The 19474-nt window shown below is 72.1% G+C and carries 17 protein-coding genes; 9 read left to right on the top strand and 8 right to left on the bottom strand.

All coding sequences use genetic code 11. From position 1 onward, the window contains the following. Positions 1-138 precede the first annotated feature (138 nt). From ACFVFH_RS11670 to ACFVFH_RS11655, 4 genes are all read right to left on the bottom strand, one after another. Positions 139-972, bottom strand: a complete 834-nt coding sequence (locus ACFVFH_RS11670) for a CPBP family intramembrane glutamic endopeptidase (protein WP_383766102.1) — start codon at positions 970-972, stop codon at positions 139-141. Positions 973-1089: 117 nt separating this feature from the next. Continuing rightward, positions 1090-1584: a hypothetical protein gene (locus tag ACFVFH_RS11665; RefSeq protein WP_383766101.1), complete on the bottom strand. Its 495-nt coding sequence runs from the start codon at positions 1582-1584 to the stop codon at positions 1090-1092. After that, positions 1581-3110: an ATP-binding protein gene (locus ACFVFH_RS11660; protein ID WP_383766099.1), complete on the bottom strand. Its 1530-nt coding sequence runs from the start codon at positions 3108-3110 to the stop codon at positions 1581-1583. The genes ACFVFH_RS11665 and ACFVFH_RS11660 overlap by 4 nt, the downstream gene beginning before the upstream one ends. Then, positions 3107-3802 (bottom strand): response regulator, encoded by a 696-nt coding sequence (locus tag ACFVFH_RS11655; protein WP_383766097.1) that lies wholly within the window; start codon positions 3800-3802, stop codon positions 3107-3109. Before ACFVFH_RS11655 ends, ACFVFH_RS11660 begins: the two co-directional genes overlap by 4 nt. 135 nt (positions 3803-3937) lie before the next feature. On the opposite strand from ACFVFH_RS11655, the gene ACFVFH_RS11650 reads away from it, so the two are divergent. From ACFVFH_RS11650 to ACFVFH_RS11635, 4 genes are read left to right on the top strand one after another with little or no spacing between them, the layout of a single operon-like run. Further along, the gene (locus ACFVFH_RS11650) at positions 3938-4615 is read left to right on the top strand and encodes a hypothetical protein (protein WP_383766096.1); all 678 of its coding nucleotides are present in this window, start codon (positions 3938-3940) and stop codon (positions 4613-4615) included. After that, positions 4612-5685 carry a peptidoglycan-binding protein gene (locus ACFVFH_RS11645; RefSeq protein WP_383766095.1) on the top strand — a complete coding sequence of 358 codons (1074 nt, stop codon included), beginning with the start codon at positions 4612-4614 and terminating at the stop codon, positions 5683-5685. The genes ACFVFH_RS11650 and ACFVFH_RS11645 overlap by 4 nt, the downstream gene beginning before the upstream one ends. Further along, positions 5682-6476, top strand: a complete 795-nt coding sequence (locus ACFVFH_RS11640) for an ABC transporter ATP-binding protein (protein WP_383766094.1) — start codon at positions 5682-5684, stop codon at positions 6474-6476. The genes ACFVFH_RS11645 and ACFVFH_RS11640 overlap by 4 nt, the downstream gene beginning before the upstream one ends. Further along, positions 6473-7669: an ABC transporter permease gene (locus tag ACFVFH_RS11635; RefSeq protein WP_383766092.1), complete on the top strand. Its 1197-nt coding sequence runs from the start codon at positions 6473-6475 to the stop codon at positions 7667-7669. The genes ACFVFH_RS11640 and ACFVFH_RS11635 overlap by 4 nt, the downstream gene beginning before the upstream one ends. Before the next feature lie 79 nt (positions 7670-7748). On the opposite strand, the gene aspS is transcribed toward ACFVFH_RS11635, so the two are convergent. Next, positions 7749-9578, bottom strand: coding sequence for an aspartate--tRNA ligase (aspS, locus tag ACFVFH_RS11630; RefSeq protein WP_383766091.1), 1830 nt, complete (start codon positions 9576-9578; stop codon positions 7749-7751). Between the two features lie 207 nt (positions 9579-9785). On the opposite strand from aspS, the gene ACFVFH_RS11625 reads away from it, so the two are divergent. Then, positions 9786-11900: a SpoIIE family protein phosphatase gene (locus ACFVFH_RS11625; RefSeq protein ID WP_383766089.1), complete on the top strand. Its 2115-nt coding sequence runs from the start codon at positions 9786-9788 to the stop codon at positions 11898-11900. A 7-nt stretch (positions 11901-11907) separates the two neighbouring features. Here the strand turns inward: ACFVFH_RS11625 and ACFVFH_RS11620 are convergent, their stop codons facing one another. The 3 genes from ACFVFH_RS11620 to ACFVFH_RS11610 all read right to left on the bottom strand — a co-directional run bounded on the left by ACFVFH_RS11620 (position 11908) and on the right by ACFVFH_RS11610 (position 14629). Continuing rightward, positions 11908-12990, bottom strand: coding sequence for an AI-2E family transporter (locus tag ACFVFH_RS11620; RefSeq protein ID WP_383766087.1), 1083 nt, complete (start codon positions 12988-12990; stop codon positions 11908-11910). A gap of 81 nt (positions 12991-13071) precedes the next feature. Next, positions 13072-14028, bottom strand: a complete 957-nt coding sequence (locus ACFVFH_RS11615) for a pirin family protein (protein WP_329921663.1) — start codon at positions 14026-14028, stop codon at positions 13072-13074. Positions 14029-14188: 160 nt separating this feature from the next. Further along, positions 14189-14629: an SseB family protein gene (locus ACFVFH_RS11610; RefSeq protein ID WP_072487501.1), complete on the bottom strand. Its 441-nt coding sequence runs from the start codon at positions 14627-14629 to the stop codon at positions 14189-14191. Between the two features lie 171 nt (positions 14630-14800). On the opposite strand from ACFVFH_RS11610, the gene ACFVFH_RS11605 reads away from it, so the two are divergent. The 4 genes from ACFVFH_RS11605 (at position 14801) to ACFVFH_RS11590 (ending at position 19469) form a co-directional block, all read left to right on the top strand. Continuing rightward, complete coding sequence (locus ACFVFH_RS11605) at positions 14801-16627, top strand: acyl-CoA dehydrogenase (RefSeq protein WP_383766085.1); 1827 nt, start codon at positions 14801-14803, stop codon at positions 16625-16627. Positions 16628-16738: 111 nt separating this feature from the next. Then, positions 16739-17362 (top strand): Uma2 family endonuclease, encoded by a 624-nt coding sequence (locus tag ACFVFH_RS11600; RefSeq protein ID WP_383766084.1) that lies wholly within the window; start codon positions 16739-16741, stop codon positions 17360-17362. A 69-nt stretch (positions 17363-17431) separates the two neighbouring features. After that, a complete protein-coding gene (locus ACFVFH_RS11595; protein WP_383766083.1) occupies positions 17432-18109 on the top strand; it encodes a hypothetical protein in 678 nt (225 codons plus the stop codon). A 61-nt stretch (positions 18110-18170) separates the two neighbouring features. Next, positions 18171-19469, top strand: coding sequence for a M18 family aminopeptidase (locus ACFVFH_RS11590; RefSeq protein WP_383766082.1), 1299 nt, complete (start codon positions 18171-18173; stop codon positions 19467-19469). Positions 19470-19474 lie beyond the last annotated feature (5 nt).

Genomic DNA, 19474 nt, shown 5'->3' with positions numbered 1-19474 from the left:
ATCCGCACGAGGGCCATACGGATGTATCGGCCGCCCGACACGCGCGTCGCTCACGCCCGGAGCCGCTCCTTGCGTGTAGGTTCCCGGCCTTGCGCTCCGTGGGGGGGCGGCGGCCTGATTCCGGGTCAGGACTCCGGGTCAGGATTCCGCGCCGTCGGGGAGCGCGTTCTGTGGGCGGGTGGCGGCACCGGCCGCGAGAGCGGTCGCGGCGACGGCCACCAGGACGGTGAGGCCGCCGATGATCAGCGACATCCGAGGCAGGCCGTATCCCGGGGTCATCGCGGCGCAGACGTTGAGCGAGGCGTGGACGCAGATCGCGGACAGCACGCTGCGGCCGGTGCTCCGGTGGAGCCGGACCATGACGACCCGCACGGCGACGGTGGTGGCGAACCAGCCGCCGATCCAGAGGGCGCCGTGATGTGCCTGGACCAGCGGGACCAGGTGCCAGGCACCCCAGAACACCCCCAGCGCGACTCCGGTGTTGAGCTCTCCCCAGCGCCTGATCATCGGGTCCGTGGCGTACCCGGTCCAGCCCAGCTCCTCCGCCGCCGCGGCGATCAGGAACACCACGGCGAGCACCGGAACCGCCGTGAGCGGCATGGGCAGGCCGCCGAGCGCGGCTCCCGACAGCCCGGCGAGCACGACGGCGGTCACGACGACGGCGGGCATGAGGCCGACCGCGAGCGCGTACCGGCCCTTGCGCGGGGCGCGCGAACAGTCGGCCACCCGTGCCAGCAGCCGGACGACACCGGCCCGGCCCTCCCGGCGGTGGACCAGGACCGAGGCGGCGACGGCCGGGCAGACGAACATCAGCGCGCTGACCGGCAGCCCGATGGGCGCCTCCCCGGTGGTGTCGATCCACGCTCCGAGCAGCCAGAACGGCACGGACACCGCCGTCACCAGGGCGAAGAACGCGGGCAGCGACCGCCGGCCGGGCCCTCGGTCCGGTGCCGTGTCCGCCGCGGATCTCATGGCTCGCTGCCTCCGTGGGCTAGTCGGGGAACGGGTGACGCGGCCACGACCCTGCCACGCACCGGCCCGCCGGGCCTCGGGGATGTCCCGGAGCCCACCCCGGAATCCGACGGGCCCTCAGCCGTTGAGGAACTCCGGACACCGGTAGGGGCCCAGCGCCCCGCCCTCGGTCGGGCGCACGGTGACCTCGACGTCGTCGGTCCTGACCTCCGGTTCCAGCACGGACTGCGCGCGGGCCAGGGTGCAGACCAGCTGGCCGGTGGCCTGGTCGCGGCCCGACTCCCCGTAGGGCCCCTCCACGCGCACGGTGACCCGGGTGCCCGAGCCGGTCGCCGAGTAGCCGCCGAGGTGGACGAGGGAGGTGAGCCCGTCGCCCTGCCCGGTGGGCGGCGGGGTTCCGCCCAGCAGCTTCAGCACCCCGTCGAGGCTCTCGACCTCCTTGTCGATCAGCGGCACCGCGCGCAGCCCGCCCGCCGAGGCGTAGTACAGCCGCATGCCGCGGGTCAGCCCGGTCGCGGGCTCGCCCGCCCCTATCACCCCGGTCGGCTGGACGCCGCAGCCCGTCAGGGCGATCCCCAGCGCGGCCGCCGCGGCCGCCTGTCGAAGCCTCATTCCGTGTCCTCTCCCGTACGCCGCAGCGGCAGCCGCAGCGTGAACACCGCGCCGCGCCCGGAGCCCCGTCCCGGTCCGGCCGGCGCGTCGGCCACCGCGATCGTGCCGCCGTGCAGCCGGGCGTTCTCCAGCGCGATCGCCGTGCCGAGGCCGCTGCCCTGTCCGCTGTCGTCGGCCGCGCCGCGCGTGCGGGCCGCGTCCGCCTTGTAGAACCGGTCGAAGACCCGCTCCTCCGTGCCCGGCGGCAGCCCCGGGCCGTGGTCGGCGACGGACAGCACCACCCACGCGCCGTCCGCCGCGCGGTCCGTCGTCAGGGTCACGGTGACCGGCGGGGCGCCGTGCCGCAGCGCGTTGCCCACCAGATTCGCGACGATCACATCGATCCGGCGCCGGTCGACCACCGCCCGGACGTCCGCACCGAGCTCCGTCTCCACCCGGTCCGTCCAGCCGCGCAGCGCGAGCGAGGCCCGCACGGTGTCGGCGAGGTCGGTCTCCACCGCGTTCAGCCGGGCCGCCCCGGCGTCGAAGCGGGAGATCTCCATCAGGTCCTCGACCAGCCGGGACAGCCGCGCCGTCTCCTCGCCGACGGTACGGGCCGCGCGCGCCGCGTCCGGCGGCAGCTGGTCGGCGTCCTCCTCCAGGACGGTCGCCACCATCGTCATCGCCGCGAGGGGCGTGCGCAGTTCGTGCGAGACGTCCGCCACGAAGCGGCGCGCCTTCGCCTCCTGCTCCCGCAGCTCCGCGTCGGACGCCTGGAGCGCGTCGGCGCTCTCGTTGAACGTCCGCGCCAGGTCGGCCAGTTCGTCGTGGCCGGTGACGGAGACCCGGCTGCCGAGGTCCCCCTTCGCCAGCTCGCGGGTGGCCCGGCCCAGTCTCCGTACCGGCCGCAGGACCGTCCCCGCCGCCAGCAGCGCCAGCACGGCGGAGAGCAGCACCACCGGCACGATGCCCGTCCGGACGGAGTCCAGCAGGGCGGCGGTGTCGTCGCGCTCGGCCCGCAGATCGCTGATCGCGTAGACCTCCAGTCCGGAGGCGCGGCGGTCCCCGTCCGCGTACGTCACGGGCATGCCGACGACCAGATAGGGATCACCGCGCCACCGCACCCGCTGGAACTTGGCGTCCTTGCCGGTCGTGACGGCCGCGCGCAGTCCGACGCCGATCCGGGACGCGGTGTCGGCGAGCGAGTCGGAGACGGCGGACAGGTCCTGGTAGCGGACGACCACGATGTTCCCGCCGAGGCCGTCCGACACCCGCGCCGCGAACCGGGAGAGCGACTGCTGGTCGGGCGGTACGTCGAAATCGGCGGCCACCGCGCCGACCCGCTCCCTGAGATCGTTCACGGCCGCGTTCTGGGTGCGCTGGAGGACGGCGGTGCGGGCGTCCCGGTAGGCGAGGGCGGTCGCGGTCACCGCGCTGATCAGGGCGACGACGACGAAGGTGACGACGAGCCGGGTGCGCAGCCCGCCGACCAGCCGCCACGGGCGCCGGGCCGGGGCGGCGCGCCCGCCGTTCCCCCCGCGTCTCACAGCGGTCCGAAGCGGTAGCCGAAGCCCCGCACCGTCTGGACGTACCGGGGTCTGGCCGGTACGTCCTCCAGCTTGGCGCGCAGCCGCCCGACCGCCGCGTCCACCAGCCGGGAGTCGCCCAGGAAGGTGTGGTCCCAGACCGATTCGAGGAGCTGTTCGCGGCTGAAGACCCGGCAGGGGGAGGCCGAGAGCTCCAGCAGCAGCCGCAGTTCGGTGGGCGGCAGCGGGACGGGGACGCCGTGCTTGGTGATGGTCAGCCCGGCGCGGTCGATGACCAGCCCGGCGAGGTCGGCCTCGGCCCCCTGGGCCGGCCCGGACGGTTCCGCACGGCGCAGCGCGGCCCGGATGCGGGCCTCCAGGACGGGGGCGGTGACCGGTTTGACGACATAGTCGTCGGCGCCCGCCTCCAGGCCCGTCACGATGTCCTGGTCGTCGCCGCGCGCGGTCAGCATGATGACGGGCAGGGCCGCCGAGCGGGCGCGGATGCGGCGGCACACCTCGAAGCCGTCCATGCCGGGCAGCATCAGGTCCAGCACGGCCAGTTCGATCCGGGCACCCCGCTCCCCGGCGAGCAGGGCGAGGGCCTGTTCGCCGGTGGCGGCGGTGTCCACGCCGTATCCGTGGCGGCGGAGCACGAGCTCCATCCCGTCCCGTACGGAGGCGTCGTCCTCGATGAGCAGCACATGGGGCATGGGGCCGATTATGGGCACGCCCGGACCGTTCCCGTCCCCCTCGCAAGGGGGCGAACCCGCAGGCCGGGGCCATTGTTTCGTTCCCATCATGTGCCCATGGACGGGCCATCATCCGCGGCGGCGAGCGTACGGCCCATGACCTTCCTCAGGACGAACCCCCGGACGAAGACCCCGACCGGCACCCGTACCGCCGCCCGGCTGCGCCTGGCCGCCCTCGTGGCCCTGCCCGTGCTCACCCTCTCCGTCGCCTGCGGCGGCGGGGACGACGGCACGGACGCGGCGAAGAAGAGCGACGCGATCGCCGACGTACCGAGCACCCCGGCGGCCGGCGCCACGAAGAAGGCGGACAAACCGAGCGCCCCGACCGCGGGCAGGAGCGCCTTCTACGACGCCCAGCTGAAGTACGTCCGGTGCATGCGCGCCAAGGGCGGCTACAAGGAATTCCCCGACCCCACGCTCAGCGGATACCTCGACTGGGACAAGGTCAACGAGATCGGCTCCCGGCCCGGCCGCAACGAGGGCATCAAGGGCGGCCGGAACGGCGCCTGCGTGACCGAGCTCCGGGCCGCCATGGCGGCCGAGCCCGAGCGCGACCAGCAGAAGGCCTACGAGTCGATGCTCGCGCACGCCAAGTGCATGCGGGACAACGGCGTCTCCCGGTTCACCAATCCGACCATGAGCGGCGGCAACGCCATGCCGGGCGGCGACCCCGACCCCGCCTCCCCGGTCCTCGACTCGAACTCACCGGCGTACAAGAAGGCCCGCGAGGCGTGCCGGTCGAAGCTGCTCGACGGTCTGGACGGCATGCAGTGAAGCGCCGCACCGCCCTTCTCGCGCTCGGCGCGGTGACCGCGGCCGCCGCCGTCACCGCGGGCGCCCTGTTCCTCGGCGACCCGGCCGGGGCGGGCGACCCGGCCGGGTCCGACGGTCTGCCGCCCGCCACCGCGACCGTCCGACGCACCGACCTGGTGCGGTCCACGACGGTCGACGGCAGGCTCGACTTCGCGCGGCGCCGCGCGGTCAAGTCCGCCGTCGAGGGCACCGTCACGGTGGCCGCCGCCGAGGGGAGGACGCTGACCAGGGGACAGGCCCTGTACGAGCTGAACGACAAGCCCGTCTCCCTCCTCTACGGGCCGGTCCCGATGTTCCGCGAGATGAAGCCCGGGGACCGGGGCAGCGATGTGCTCCAGCTTGAGCGCAACCTCCGCGACCTGGGGTACGGCGCCGGGCTGTACGTCGACGTCCGGTACGACGAGGACACCGCGGCCGCCGTCGAACGGTGGCAGAGGTCCCTGAACCGCGAGCCCACCGGCCGGGTCGGCCGGGGCGATGTCGTCTTCCAGCCGGGACCGGTCAAGGTGGTCTCCGCCGACGCGGCGCTCGCGGACCAGGTCGGCCCGGACGGGCCGGTGCTGACGGTCGCCTCCACCGAACCCGTCGTACGGGCCGGGCTCGACCAGAGCGACGGCGCGCTCACCGCACGCGGCACCAAGGTCGAGGTCACCCTGCCGAGCGGCAGGACCGTGGCCGGCAAGGTCTCCGGGACGGTGCGCCCCGAGAAGTCCGGGAGCGAGGCGCCCGCCGAGGACGGCATCACGGTGGAGGTCGTCCTGAACGGCGGGGCGGGCGCCGTGTCGGGCGAGGACGCCAAGGCGTCGGCGAGCGTGAAGTTCGTCAGCGAGGCGCACAAGGGGGTCCTCGCGGTCCCCGTCGAGGCGGTCGTGGCCCTGCGCGGCGAGAACGGCGGCTACGGCCTCCAGGTCGTCGAGGGCACCACGTCGCGGATGGTGCGGGTGGAGACGGGCATGACCGCCGACGGGCGGATCGAGGTCTCCGGTCCGGATGTGCGCGAGGGACTGAAGGTGGGAGTGGCGGCGTCATGACGGCGACCCCGGTGATCGGGACGGCGACCCCGGTGATCGAACTGCGGGGCGCCGGGAAGTCGTACCCCGGCGGCGTCCACGCCCTGCGCGGGGTGGACCTCACCGTCGAGGAGGGCGAACTCGTCGCCGTCGTCGGCCCCTCCGGCTCCGGCAAGTCCACGATGCTCAACCTGATGGGCACCCTCGACCGGCCCACGACGGGCACCGTCCGGATCGCCGGGTACGACGTGTCCGAGCTGTCCGACGCCCGGCTCTCCGCACTCCGCGCCCGCCACATCGGCTTCGTCTTCCAGCACTTCCACCTCGCGGCGGGGCGGGACGCGGTCGACAACGTCGCCGACGGGCTGCTGTACGCGGGCGTCCCGCCCGGGGAGCGGCGTGCGCGGGCCCGGGAGGCGCTCGCCGGGGTCGGGCTGGACCACCGCCGCTCGCACACGCCGAACGAGCTGTCCGGCGGCGAGAAGCAGCGCGTGGCCATCGCCCGCGCCCTGGTGGGAGAACCCCGGCTGCTGCTGGCGGACGAGCCGACCGGGGCGCTGGACACCGCGTCCGGCGCGCTCGTCATGGAGCTGCTGCACCGGCTGAACGGCTCCGGCACCACCATCTGCGTGATCACCCATGACAACGAGATCGCGGACGCGCTGCCGCGCCGGGTCCGGTTCCGGGACGGCGGGATCGTCTCGGACCTGCGCTCCGGCCCGCGTCCCGGCTCCCGTACGGAAGGGGCCGGTGCATGCGCCCGTGCGGAAGGGGCCGGTGCATGCGCCCGTACGGAAGGGGCCGGTTCATGAAGCACGACCTCAGGCCCGCCCGCCTCTCGCCGCGCGACGTCCTCCGGGTCGGCGCGGTGGGGCTCCGCGCGCGGCGCGCGCGGGTGGTGCTCTCGGCGCTCGGCATCGCCATCGGCATCGCGACGATGGTCGCGGTCGTCGGGCTGTCCGAGTCGAGCCGCGCGGACCTGATGACCCGGCTCGACCGCCTCGGCACCAACCTCCTCACCGCCGAGGCGGGCAAGGACGCCCAGGGGCAGGAGATCAAGCTCCCCAGGAACGCGGTCGCGATGGTCGAGCGCATCGGTCCGGTGCGGCACGCCACGGCCACCGCCGATGTCGACGCCCGCATCCGCCGGAGCGACGTGGTCCCCGAGGAGCGCACCGCGGGCGTCACCGCCCAGGCGGTCCGCACCGATCTGCTCTCCGCGCTCGGCGGCGAGGTCGACCGGGGCGTCTGGCTGACCCCGGCCGGTGAACGCCTTCCTACGACGGTCCTCGGCGCGGTGGCCGCGGAACGCCTCGGCATCACCCGCACCGGCGAAACGATCATGATGAACGACACCCGGGTGGCCGTCGTCGGCATCCTCCGGCCGATCGAGCTGGTCCCCAATCTGGACCGGGTGGCCATGGTCGGATTCCCCGCCGCCGAGCGCTACTTCGGCTTCGACGGCCACCCCACCACCGTCTTCGAGCGCTCCACGGACGCCTCGGTGGAGGACGTACGGGCGATCCTGGCGCGCACCATCAGCCCCGGCGACGGGGCGAGCGGCATCAAGGTCTCCCGGCCCTCGGACGCGCTGGCCGCCAAGGCGGCCGCCGACGAGGGGCTGACGAACCTGATGCTCGGCCTGGGCGCGGTCGCCCTCCTGGTCGGCGGGGTGGGGGTCGCCAACACCATGGTCATCTCGGTCCTGGAACGCCGCCAGGAGATCGGTCTGCGCCGCTCGCTGGGCGCGACCAGGGGCGCGATCCGGCTCCAGTTCCTGACCGAGTCGCTGCTGCTGTCGGCGCTGGGCGGGGCGACGGGCGCGCTGCTGGGCGCGGCGGCGACCTTCGGGTTCGCCCGGGTGCAGGGGTGGACGGCGGTGGTCCCGCCCTGGTCCCTGGCGGGCGGTCTGGCCGCCACCCTCGTGATCGGCGTGGTCGCGGGCCTCTATCCGGCGATCCGCGCCTCCCGCCTCCATCCGACGGTGGCCCTGAACGCGATGTGAGGGGCCCGGACGTGAAACATCCCCCGGCCGGGTCGGCCGGGGGATGTTTCACGTGGAACCGGAGCGGAACCGGTGACGCCTACTTCGCGCCGGTGTCCCGCGCGACGGAATCCCGGGCGTCCGCCCTGGCCTCCGTCTTGTCCTTCGCCGGCGCGACCGGCTTGCGGAGCTGGATGTTCAGCTCGCGCAGACGGGTCTCGTCCAGCTCCGTCGGGGCGCCCATCATCAGGTCCTGGGCGTTGCCGTTGAGCGGGAAGGCGATCGTCTCGCGGATGTTGGGCTCGTCGGCCAGCAGCATCACGATGCGGTCGACGCCCGGGGCGATGCCGCCGTGCGGCGGGGCGCCGAGGCGGAAGGCGCGGAGCATGCCCGCGAACTCGTGCTCGACGGTCTCGCGGTCGTAACCAGCGATCTCGAAGGCCTTGAGCATCAGCTCGGGCTCGTGGTTCCGGATGGCGCCGGAGGACAGCTCGATGCCGTTGCAGACGATGTCGTACTGCCAGGCGAGGATGTCGAGCGGGTCCTTCTCCTCCAGGTCCTTCAGACCGCCCTGGGGCATCGAGAAGGGGTTGTGCGAGAAGTCGATCTTCCCCGTGTCCTCGTCCTTCTCGTACATCGGGAAGTCGACGATCCAGCAGAACCGGAAGACGCCCTCCTCGAAGTGACCGGCCCGCTTGGCGGCCTCGACACGGACGACGGACATGATCCTGGAGACCTCGTCGAACTCGCCCGCGCCGAAGAAGACCGCGTGGCCCGGGACGAGGGAGAGACGCTCGGTGAGGGTCTTGACGTCCTCCTCGGTGAGGAACTTGGCGATCGGACCCGCCAGCGTGCCGTCCTCGCCGACGCGGACCCAGGCCAGGCCCTTGGCGCCGTGCTGGACGGCGTAGTCGCCGAGGCCGTCGAAGAACTTCCGGGACTGGCCCGCGGTGTCCGGGACCGGGAGGGCACGGACGTGCTTGCCCGCGAAGGCCTTGAACCCCGAGTCCGCGAAGACGTCGGAGATGTCGACCAGCTCCAGCTTGGCGCGCAGGTCCGGCTTGTCGTTGCCGTACTTCAGCATCGACTCGCGGAACGGGATGCGCGGGAACGGCGAGGTGACCTCGCGGCCGCCGCCGAACTCCGTGAACAGCTCGGTCATGAGCTTCTCGATGGGCTGGAAGACGTCTTCCTGCTCCACGAAGCTCATCTCGACGTCGAGCTGGTAGAACTCGCCCGGCGAGCGGTCGGCGCGCGCGTCCTCGTCGCGGAAGCAGGGCGCGATCTGGAAGTAGCGGTCGAAGCCGGAGATCATCAGCAGCTGCTTGAACTGCTGCGGGGCCTGGGGCAGCGCGTAGAACTTGCCCGGGTTCAGCCGGGACGGGACGACGAAGTCACGGGCGCCCTCGGGGGAGGTCGCGGTGAGGATCGGGGTCGCCATCTCGTTGAAGCCGAGGGCCACCATCTTGGCGCGGATGGCGGCGATGACCGCCGAGCGCAGCATGATGTTGCGGTGCATGCGCTCGCGGCGCAGGTCGAGGAAGCGGTACTCCAGGCGCCGCTCCTCGTTGACCCCGTCCTCGGCGTTGATCGTGAAGGGCAGCGGGGCGGCCTCGCCCAGCACCTCGACCTCGGTGACCTCGATCTCGATCTCGCCGGTCGGGAGCTCCGGGTTCACGTTGTCGGCGCCGCGCGCGGAGACCTTGCCGTCGATGCGTACGACGGTCTCCTTGGTGAGCTTCGCCAGCGCCTCGTTGCCGGGGGTACCCGGGCGGGCGACGAGCTGCACCAGACCGTAGTGGTCGCGCAGATCGATGAAGAGGATGCCACCCAGGTCTCGGCGATTGTGCAGCCAGCCGCTCAGTCGGACGTCGGTGCCGACGTCAGAGGCGCGGAGCTCGCCGCAGGTGTGGGACCTGTACCGATGCATCGTCGTTCATCCAGTCTTCGCGGTTCGGGGTGGATTCAGCCACCCCAGGCTACCGCCCGCACCCGCGCCGAATCATTGACATTGACATTTCAAGATCATCCGGCGCCGGGCGGAGGTCCCGGCGGGACGCCCCGCGCCCCTCCGTCCGGACTCCCGGGCGGCCGCCCTCGGTGGCGTTTACGGAGCAGATCTTCTTAAAGTAGGGCAATGCGCACCGAGGACGTCCTGGCCGCCACCGCGACCGGTCTGTGGCGGTGGGACAACGGATCCGGGACCGTCACGCTCGATGCGGAGGCGGCCCGGCTGCTGGAGCTGCCCGCCGCGGCCGGTGTCTTCCGCGATTCCGCGGTGCGCTCCCGCTTCCACCCCATCGACTGGAACGAGATCTACGCGGTGGTGAACCTGGCGCGCGCCGAGGGGACCCTCGCCGAGGCCCGGCTGCGGATCGTGGACGGCGACGGCCGGGTGCTGCGCACGGTGCGCAGCCGCTCCAGACCGCTCCCGGCCGGGGCCGCGGACGACGCGGACTACATACTCGTCGGCACCCTCCAGGAGGTCCCCGAGCCGCAGCCCGGCGCCACCGGGGCGCACGTCCCGATCACCGGGGACTGGCGCCGCTCCCGCGAGGCGTTCCTGCTGGACGCGGGCCGGGCGCTGGCCGAGGCCAGATCGACGGAGGAGGTGCTGCGGGTCGCCGCCTCGCTCTCCATGCCGGGCTTCTCCCCGGACGGCCTGGCGGTCTTCGGCGTCGCGGGCGACCGGCTGACGGTCATCGGGCACCACGGGCACAGCGTGGGCGACGAGGACCCGTTCAGCGACATGCCGCTGGAGACCGACTACCCCGCCGCCGAGGTGGTACGGACGGGGCGCGCGATCTATCTGCCCTCGCCCGAGGACTACGGCCGCCGCTACCCGGTCACCTGGCCGCTCGCCAGCCGCTTCGGGCGCCGCTCCTGGGCCTTTCTGCCGCTGATCGTCGCGGGGCGCACCATGGGCGCCTGGATGGCCGGGTTCAAGCACCCGGTGTCGTTCTCGCCGGACGAACGGTCCGTGCTGACGACCGTGGCCCGGATGCTCGCGCAGGCGCTGGCGCGCGCCGGGGTCGCCGAGACCGAGCGGGAGCTGTCGCTGGGGCTCCAGCGCTCGATGATGCCGACGCTCGGCCCCGACATCCCGGGCATGACGGTCGCCGCCCGCTACATCCCGACCGGCGGCGGTCTCCAGGTCGGCGGCGACTGGTACGACATGATCCCGCTGCCCAGCGGCCGTATCGCCCTGGTCATCGGCGACGTCCAGGGCCATGACGTGCGGGCCGCCGGGCTGATGGGCCAGTTGCGGATCGCGCTGCGGGCGTACGCCGCCGAGGGGCACCGCCCGGACGCGGTGCTCGCGCGCGCCTCGCGCTTCCTCTCCGGGCTCACGGACGCGTACGAGAACGGGGCGGCCGTCGCGCCGCGCTTCGCCACCTGTCTGTACGCGGAGGTCGACCCGGTGACCGGCACGCTCGACATCGCGCGGGCCGGCCACCCCGACCCCGTGGTGACCACCGCCGACGGGACCGCGATGATCCGGCAGACCGAGGGCGGACTGCCGCTCGGCGTCGAGGAGGACGCCGACTATCCGACCAGCCGGCTCACCCTGGAGCCCGGGGAGACGATCATGCTCTGCACGGACGGGCTGATCGAGACCGGCGGCCACGACATGTTCTCCGGCTGGGACCGGCTGCGGCCGGTCCTGGAGCTGCAGACGACCGATCTGGAGAAGCTCGCCGACGCCCTGGTGCAGGCCGTGCACGGACCGACGTCGCACTACACCACGGGCCCGCTGTCGGACCGCAGGGAGGACGACATCGCGCTGCTCCTGCTCCGCCGCGACGGGGACACCCGCAAGCAGCCGGCGCCGCGGCGCACCGCGCTGACCATCGCCCAGGCCGAGCCGGAGCGGATCGCGGCGGCCCGGCAGCAGCTGCGGGACCTGCTGCACGACTGGGCGGACCCGGAGCAGGTCGACGCGGCGGTGCTGATGGTCTCCGAGATGGCCACCAATGTCCTCGTCCACACGGACGGGGACGCGCTGCTGCTGGCGCGGGCGACGGGGGAGCACGGCGAGCGGCGGCTCCGCGTGGAGGTGTCCGACGGCAGCGACGAGCTGCCGCACAAGCGGCGCCCGGGGGAGATGGCCTCCAGCGGCCGGGGCCTGGTGCTGATGGAGATGCTCGCCGACGCGTGGGGGGTGGATCCGCAGGGCGCGGGCAAGTCGATCTGGTTCGAGCTGAACGAGTCGGGGCCGGAGGCCGCGGCGGACGGCGTCCCGGTGGGCTGAGCCCGGCTCAGGCGCCGGGGGCGGCCGACGGCTCGCCCCCGGGCGGCGGCCCCGGGGATCGGCCGCGCAGCTCACCGAGGATGCCGAAGGCCGCCGCACAGACCGGGACGGCGAGCAGCATGCCCAGCAGCCCGGCCACACCGGCGCCCGCGGTGAGCGCGATCATGATCATGGCGGGGTGCATCTGCACCGTACGGCTCTGGATCACCGGCTGGAGGACGTGCCCCTCCAGCACCTGGACGGCGAGCACCACCCCCAGCGCCCAGAGCGCGATCACGAACCCCCGGTCGGCGAGCGCGACCAGCACCGCGACGGCGCCCGAGATGAAGGCCCCCAGATAGGGGATGTAGGCGCCGACGAAGACCAGCGCGCCGAGCCCCACCGCGCCGGGAACCCGCAGGATCAGCAGCCCGACGGTGATGCAGACGGCGTCGATCAGCGCGATGAAGGTGGTGCCCCGCATGAAGCCCTGGACGGCCTCGAAGGCCCGCCGCCCCATCGCCTCGACCAGCTCCCCGGTCCCGCGCGGGGCGACCGCGTGGGCGAGTCGCGCGGCCCGGTCGGAGTCGCGCACGAAGAAGAAGGTCAGCAGCAGGGCGAGCACGCTGGTGGCGATGAGCGAGCCGATCAGGCTGATGCCGGAGAGCAGCCCGCCCGCGGCGCTCGCGCCGAACTTCTGCACGAGCTTCTGGCCGTTGGACGCCAGGGCGTCCACATCGGTGTTCCCGCGGATGCCGAAGTGGTCGACGACCCACTGGGCGGCGTCCTTCAGCGACCGGACGATCTGGTCGCCGGTGTCGACGAGCGCGGTGACGACGATGTACCCGGCGCCGCCGACCACCGCGACGAGCAGCACACAGGTGAGCCCGGCGGCGAGCGAACGGTTCAGCCCCCGGTCGGTCAGCCACCCGGACACCGGGCCGAGCAGCGCCGTACCGAGCAGCGCGAGCAGCACCGGCGTGATCGCGGTCTTGAAGATGATGCACAGCCAGACGAAGACGGCGGCGACCCCGGCGACGAGGAGGACCACGCCGCACCAGGCGGCCACGCGCCGCGCGCCGTCGGGCAGGAGGGGCTTGTCGGTCTGCACCCTCCCACCCGATCACGGCGCGGGGGCCGTGTCCCGCCTGCGCGCCCGTACGAGTGACGGGCCGTCATGCGGCGGTGGCGGTCACATCCCGTGGACGGCGGGCACGGTGCCGAGGCGGCCGGCCTGGAAGTCCTCGAAGGCCTGCTTCAGTTCGGCCTGGCTGTTCATCACGAACGGTCCGTAGTGCGCCATCGGCTCGCGGATCGGGCGGCCGCCGAGCAGCACGACCTCCAGGTCCGGGGTGTTGCCGTCCTGCTTCTCGTCCGCGCGGACGGTCAGCGAGGAACCGGTGCCGAAGACGGCGGTCTGCCCCATGTGGACGGGCCGGCGCTCCGCACCGACGGTGCCGCGCCCGGCCAGCACGTACGCGAGTCCGTTGAAGTCCTCGCGCCACGGCAGGGTCACCTCGGCGCCGGGGCGCACGGTGGCGTGGATCATCGTGATGGGGGTGTGGGTGATGCCGGGGCCCTCGTGCCCGTCGAGCTCACCGGCGATGACGCGGAGCAGCGCGCCGCCGTCCGGGGAGGCGAGGAGCTGGACCTGGCCGCCGCGGATGTCCTGGTAGCGGGGGTCCATCATCTTGTCGGCCTTGGGCAGGTTCACCCAGAGCTGGAGGCCGTGGAAGAGGCCGCCCGACATCACCAGGGACTCCGGCGGGGCCTCGATGTGCAGCAGGCCGGACCCGGCGGTCATCCACTGGGTGTCGCCGTTGCGGATGGTGCCGCCGCCGCCGTTGGAGTCCTGGTGGACGAAGGTTCCGTCGATCAGGTACGTCACGGTCTCGAAGCCGCGGTGCGGGTGCCAGGGGGTGCCCTTGGGCTCACCGGCCGCGTACTCCACCTCGCCCATCTGGTCCATCATGATGAACGGGTCGAGGTACTTGTAGTTGATCCCGGCGAACGCGCGGCGCACCGGGAAGCCCTCGCCCTCGAATCCGCTCGGCGCCGTGGTGACGGCGAGCACGGGACGGTCCGCCGCGTCGCCCGGGGCGGCGACCTTGGGCAGGGTCAGCGGGTTTTCGACAGTCACTGCGGGCATGGGAGCCACCTCCGGGATCGTTCTGCCTTCAATTTAGTTGAATGGTGAACATCTCGCAAGGGCCCATCCATTCCCTCAGCCGTCCGGAGCAGCGGAAGGGGCCCGCACCCAGCGGTGCGGACCCCTTGCGAAGGATCGGATGCCGGACGCGCGCCCGGTCTCAGCCGTACATCCGGCGCATCGCGAAGTCGACCATCTGCTCGACGGCCTTCGCGTCGAAGACCATGCGGTGCTCGCCCTCCATGTCGAGGACGAAGCCGTAGCCGGTGGGCAGCAGGTCGATCACCTCGGCGCCGGTGATCACGAAGTACTTGGACTCCTTGCCCGCGTACAGCCGCAGTTCCTTGAGCGTGGTGAACATCGGGATCACCGGCTGCTGGGTGTTGTGCAGCGCCAGGAACCCGGGGTTGTCGCCGCGCGGGCAGTAGACCTTCGACGTCGCGAAGATCTGCTGGAAGTCCTCGGCGGACAGCGAGCCGGTGGTGAAGGCCCGTACCGCGTCACCCAGGGACGGCGGCGAGGGCTCGGGATACAGCGGCTGCTCGCCGTAGCCGCCACCCATCTGCTGCTGTGCACCCGGGTTCTGGTCGTAGCCGTACATAGCCCAAAGAGTAATCGGACACATCGGGGCCTTGAGGGGTTGCGTCTTATTACTGACGGGTAGCATCATCGTAGAGGTCAGCTGATGTACGCACGCCAGCTCGTCGCCCGCCCGGCCCTCACCCCGTCCCGGGGCGCTGCGCGCCACTGCTATTGATTACGGAGCCTTCCCATGGGGCACTACAAGTCGAATCTCCGCGACATCGAGTTCAACCTCTTCGAGGTCCTCGGGCGCGACAAGACGTACGGCACCGGCCCGTTCGCCGAGATGGACGTCGAGACGGCGAAGAGCATCCTCGACGAGGTCAACCGCCTCGCGGAGAACGAGCTGGCCGACTCCTTCGCCGACGCCGACCGCAACCCGCCGGTCTTCGACCCGGAGACCAACACCGCGCCGGTCCCGGCCACCTTCAAGAAGTCGTACCAGGCGTTCATGGACTCCGAGTACTGGCGCCTGGGCCTGCCCGAGGAGATCGGCGGCACCACCTCGCCGCGCTCCCTGATCTGGGGCTACGCGGAGCTGCTGCTCGGCTCGAACCCGGCCGTGTGGATGTACTCCTCCGGCCCGGCGTTCGCCGGCATCCTCTTCGAGGAGGGCAACGAGGCGCAGAAGAAGATCGCCGAGATCGCCGTCGAGAAGCAGTGGGGCTCGACGATGGTGCTGACCGAGCCGGACGCCGGTTCCGACGTCGGCGCGGGCCGGACGAAGGCCGTCGAGCAGGAGGACGGCTCCTGGCACATCGAGGGCGTGAAGCGCTTCATCACCTCGGGCGAGCACGACATGTCCGAGAACATCATCCACTACGTGCTGGCCCGCCCCGAGGGCGCCGGACCCGGCACGAAGGGCCTCTCGCTCTTCATGGTCCCGAAGTTCCACTTCGACTGGACCACCGGCGAGCTGGGCGAGCGCAACGGCGTGTACGCGACGAACGTCGAGCACAAGATGGGCCTCAAGGCGTCCAACACCTGCGAGATGACCTTCGGCGACCAGCACCCCGCCAAGGGCTGGCTGATCGGCGACAAGCACGACGGCATCCGCCAGATGTTCCGCATCATCGAGTTCGCCCGCATGATGGTCGGCACGAAGGCCATCGCCACCCTCTCGACCGGCTACCTGAACGCGCTGGAGTACGCCAAGGAGCGCGTCCAGGGCACGGACCTGTCGCAGTTCATGGACAAGACCGCCCCCAAGGTCACCATCACGCACCACCCCGACGTGCGCCGCTCCCTCATGACGCAGAAGGCGTACGCGGAGGGCATGCGCTCCCTGGTGCTGTACACCGCCTCCGTCCAGGACGCGATCCAGGAGAAGGAGGCCGCGGGCGAGGACGCCAAGGCGCTGCACGGCCTCAACGACCTGCTGCTCCCGATCGTGAAGGGCTACGGCTCGGAGAAGTCCTACGAGCAGCTGGCCCAGTCGCTCCAGACCTTCGGCGGCTCCGGGTACCTCCAGGAGTACCCGATCGAGCAGTACATCCGTGACGCCAAGATCGACACGCTGTACGAGGGCACCACGGCGATCCAGGGCCAGGACTTCTTCTTCCGGAAGATCGTCCGCGACCAGGGCGCCTCGCTGAACGCCCTCTCCGAGGAGATCAAGAAGTTCCTCTCCGGCGCCCAGGGCAACGAGGAGCTGGCCGGTGCGCTGGACTCGCTCGCCAAGGCGGCCGTGGACCTGGAGGCGATCGTCGGCACGATGATCACCGACCTCACCGCGACCGGCGAGGACGTCAAGAACATCTACAAGGTGGGCCTCAACACCACCCGCCTGCTGATGGCCTCCGGCGATGTCGTCGTCGGCTATCTGCTCCTCAAGGGCGCGGCCGTGGCGGCCGCGAAGCTGCCGACCGCCGCCACGAAGGACGTCGCCTTCTACCAGGGCAAGATCGCCGCCGCGAAGTTCTTCGCCGCGAACGTCCTGCCGGGCGTCTCGGCCGAGCGCGCGCTCGCCGAGTCCGTCGACAACTCCCTGATGGAGCTGGACGAGGCCGCCTTCTAGGATCCCCTCCGCTCACGATCGTCAACACGCACCGTCACCCGGACACGCTTTCGGGTGGCGGTGCTGTCGTATGAGCTGGGTACGCTGAGTGCACGGCCCAGAATCCCTTCCATGGGAGGAACCATGACCGCCGAGGCACTGCCCGAAGCGTCGCAGTCGCGGCGCGACGATTCCAAGTGGCCGGTCCCGCCTGAGGACGGCTACACCGTGGACGAATTCTTCACGCTTCACCTCCCGCCGCACACAGAGCTGATCGACGGGAGCCTGGTTTTCGTGAGTCCGCAGCGAGAATTCCACACGCTGGTGATGGACCTGCTGGTCAACGGCCTGCGGGTGCACATCCCGGAGGATTTGCGCGTTCGCCGGGAAATGGCCGTCGTTCTGGGTAAGAGGAATGCCCCCGAACCCGACATCGTCGTGGTCAGGGCCGAGGCCGTTACCGGCCGCCGCCAGACCCGCTACGAGGCCGCCGACGTCCTGCTCGCCGTCGAGGTCGTCTCCCCCGACTCCGAGGACCGCGACCGCGACACCAAGCCGCACAAGTACGCGGCGGCGGGCATCCCGCACTTCTGGCGGGTCGAGATGAGCGGCGAGCACGACCGTCCCGCGGTGTGGACGTACGAGTGCGACGAGGTGACCAAGAGGTACGTCTCCACCGGCGTCCACCACGACCGGCTGAAGCTCTCCGACCCGTACGACATCGACATCGACCTGACCGCCATCGACGCGCTGTAGCCCCTGGCCCCACCGCCCCGGACTTCCCTAGGATCGGACGTCCGGCAGCCGGAGGGGACGGGTTCGCGCATGGGGGACGAGGGTTTCGTGGGTACGCGAGGGGTCCGGGGGCTCCTGGCGGCCGGGGCAGCGGTGCTGCTGCTCGCGGGCTGCGGCGGCGCGGACGACGACACCGGAGCGGCGGCGCTCGGCAAGGAGCAGGTCGCCTCCGTGCTGCCGGACGCGAAGGCCGTGCCGGGCTGGCGGGTGCAGACGAAGCCCGCCGCCTTGAAGCCGCTGGCCGAGTACCCGCCGCCGGTCTGTGTGTCCCGGACGAAGGAACAGCGGGAGACGGCCTGCAGGCCGGCCACGTCCTGGGGTTCGTCCGCCTTCGTGCGCGACGCCGACAAGACCGCGCTGAACTTCTGGGTCCTCGCCTACCGGGACCAGAAGTCCGCGACAGCCGCGTACGACGTCCTGATCAAGTGGTACGGCGGCGACCGGGTCGGCCAGGACGCCCGGAAGGTGGACCTCGGCTCCACGGGCGCCCAGCGCGAGGCCAACCGCGCGGCCGTCGGCACCATGGGCGGGCCGGGCACGATCGCGCAGATCCGGGTCGGGACGACCGTCCTGGGCATCAGCACCGGCACCGAGACCGCGCCGGCCGTTCCCGACCAGGACGTCAAGGCGTTCGCGACCATGTTCGCCGCCCGCGCCCAGCAGGCCCAGAACGGCGAGAAGCCCTCCGCCGCCCTGCCGGGGCGCTGAACGGACGTCCTCGCACGACAGGGGTGAAGCCGCCCGGTCCGGCCTCGTTACAGTGAAGAACATGAGTTCCTCCCTCCGCTTCGACCGCGGGCACACCGACGATCTGATGGCCTTCCTGATGGCCTCCCCCTCCCCGTACCACGCCGTGGCCACCGCGGCCGCCCGGCTGGAGAAGGCCGGATTCCGGCAGGTCGAGGAGACCGCGGCCTGGGACGGGACCAGCGGCGGCAAGTACGTCCTGCGCGGCGGTGCGATCGTGGCCTGGTACGTGCCGGAGGGAGCCTCGGCGCACACCCCGTTCCGGATCGTCGGGGCGCACACCGACTCGCCCAACCTGCGGGTCAAGCCGCTGCCCGACACCGGGGCGTACGGCTGGCGGCAGGTCGCCGTGGAGATCTACGGCGGGACGCTCCTCAACACCTGGCTCGACCGGGACCTCGGCCTGGCCGGCCGGATCTCGCTGCGCGACGGCACCCACCGCCTCGTCAACATCGACCGCCCGCTGCTGCGCGTCCCGCAGCTGGCCGTGCACCTGGACCGCTCGGCCAACCCCGACGGGCTCAAGCTCGACCGGCAGAAGCACATGCAGCCGATCTGGGGGATCGGGGACGTCGAGGAGGGCGACCTGATCCAGTTCGTCGCCGAGGAGGCGGGCGTCGACGCCGAGGACGTGACCGGCTGGGACCTGATGCCGCACGCCGTCGAACCGCCCGCCTACCTGGGCCGGGACCGCGAGCTGGTGGCCGGGCCCCGGATGGACAACCTGCTCTCCGTGCACGCGGCGGCCGCCGCGCTCGGCGCCGTCGCCGGACAGCCGGACGAGAACCTTCCGTACATCCCGGTCATGGCCGCCTTCGACCACGAGGAGAACGGCTCGCAGTCCGACACCGGCGCCGACGGTCCGCTGCTCGGCACGGTCCTGGAGCGCTCCGTCTTCGCGCGCGGCGGTACGTACGAGGACCGCGCCCGCGCCTTCGCCGGCACCGTCTGCCTCTCCTCCGACACCGGCCACGCGATCCACCCCAACTACGCCGAGCGCCACGACCCGACCCACCACCCGGTGATCAACGGCGGACCGATCCTCAAGGTCAACGTCAACATGCGGTACGCGACCGACGGCAGCGGCCGGGCCGTGTTCGCGGAGGCGTGCCGGAAGGCGGACGTGCCGTGGCAGACGTTCGTCTCCAACAACTCGATGCCGTGCGGCACCACGATCGGCCCGATCACCGCCGCCCGGCACGGCATCCAGACCGTGGACATCGGCGTCGCGATCCTCTCGATGCACAGCGCCCGTGAGCTGTGCGGGGCGGACGACCCGTATCTGCTGGCCAACGCGGTGGCGGCGTTCCTGGCTGGCTGAGCCCG

Source organism: Streptomyces sp. NPDC057697 (genome assembly GCF_042799335.1).
GTDB lineage: Bacteria > Actinomycetota > Actinomycetes > Streptomycetales > Streptomycetaceae > Streptomyces.
Note: the sequence above shows the minus strand (reverse complement) of the source record. Positions and strands in the feature narration are given on the sequence as shown.

Coding starts and splice junctions, on each gene's coding strand:
- ACFVFH_RS11590 (WP_383766082.1), top strand. CDS start 18,171: ATGAGTTCCTCCCTCCGCTTCGACCGCGGGCACACCGACGATCTGATG.
- ACFVFH_RS11595 (WP_383766083.1), top strand. CDS start 17,432: ATGGGGGACGAGGGTTTCGTGGGTACGCGAGGGGTCCGGGGGCTCCTG.
- ACFVFH_RS11640 (WP_383766094.1), top strand. CDS start 5,682: ATGACGGCGACCCCGGTGATCGGGACGGCGACCCCGGTGATCGAACTG.
- ACFVFH_RS11665 (WP_383766101.1), bottom strand. CDS start 1,584: ATGAGGCTTCGACAGGCGGCCGCGGCGGCCGCGCTGGGGATCGCCCTG.
- ACFVFH_RS11600 (WP_383766084.1), top strand. CDS start 16,739: ATGGGAGGAACCATGACCGCCGAGGCACTGCCCGAAGCGTCGCAGTCG.
- ACFVFH_RS11610 (WP_072487501.1), bottom strand. CDS start 14,629: ATGTACGGCTACGACCAGAACCCGGGTGCACAGCAGCAGATGGGTGGC.
- ACFVFH_RS11605 (WP_383766085.1), top strand. CDS start 14,801: ATGGGGCACTACAAGTCGAATCTCCGCGACATCGAGTTCAACCTCTTC.
- ACFVFH_RS11615 (WP_329921663.1), bottom strand. CDS start 14,028: ATGCCCGCAGTGACTGTCGAAAACCCGCTGACCCTGCCCAAGGTCGCC.
- aspS (WP_383766091.1), bottom strand. CDS start 9,578: ATGCATCGGTACAGGTCCCACACCTGCGGCGAGCTCCGCGCCTCTGAC.
- ACFVFH_RS11655 (WP_383766097.1), bottom strand. CDS start 3,802: ATGCCCCATGTGCTGCTCATCGAGGACGACGCCTCCGTACGGGACGGG.
- ACFVFH_RS11650 (WP_383766096.1), top strand. CDS start 3,938: ATGACCTTCCTCAGGACGAACCCCCGGACGAAGACCCCGACCGGCACC.
- ACFVFH_RS11635 (WP_383766092.1), top strand. CDS start 6,473: ATGAAGCACGACCTCAGGCCCGCCCGCCTCTCGCCGCGCGACGTCCTC.
- ACFVFH_RS11670 (WP_383766102.1), bottom strand. CDS start 972: ATGAGATCCGCGGCGGACACGGCACCGGACCGAGGGCCCGGCCGGCGG.
- ACFVFH_RS11625 (WP_383766089.1), top strand. CDS start 9,786: ATGCGCACCGAGGACGTCCTGGCCGCCACCGCGACCGGTCTGTGGCGG.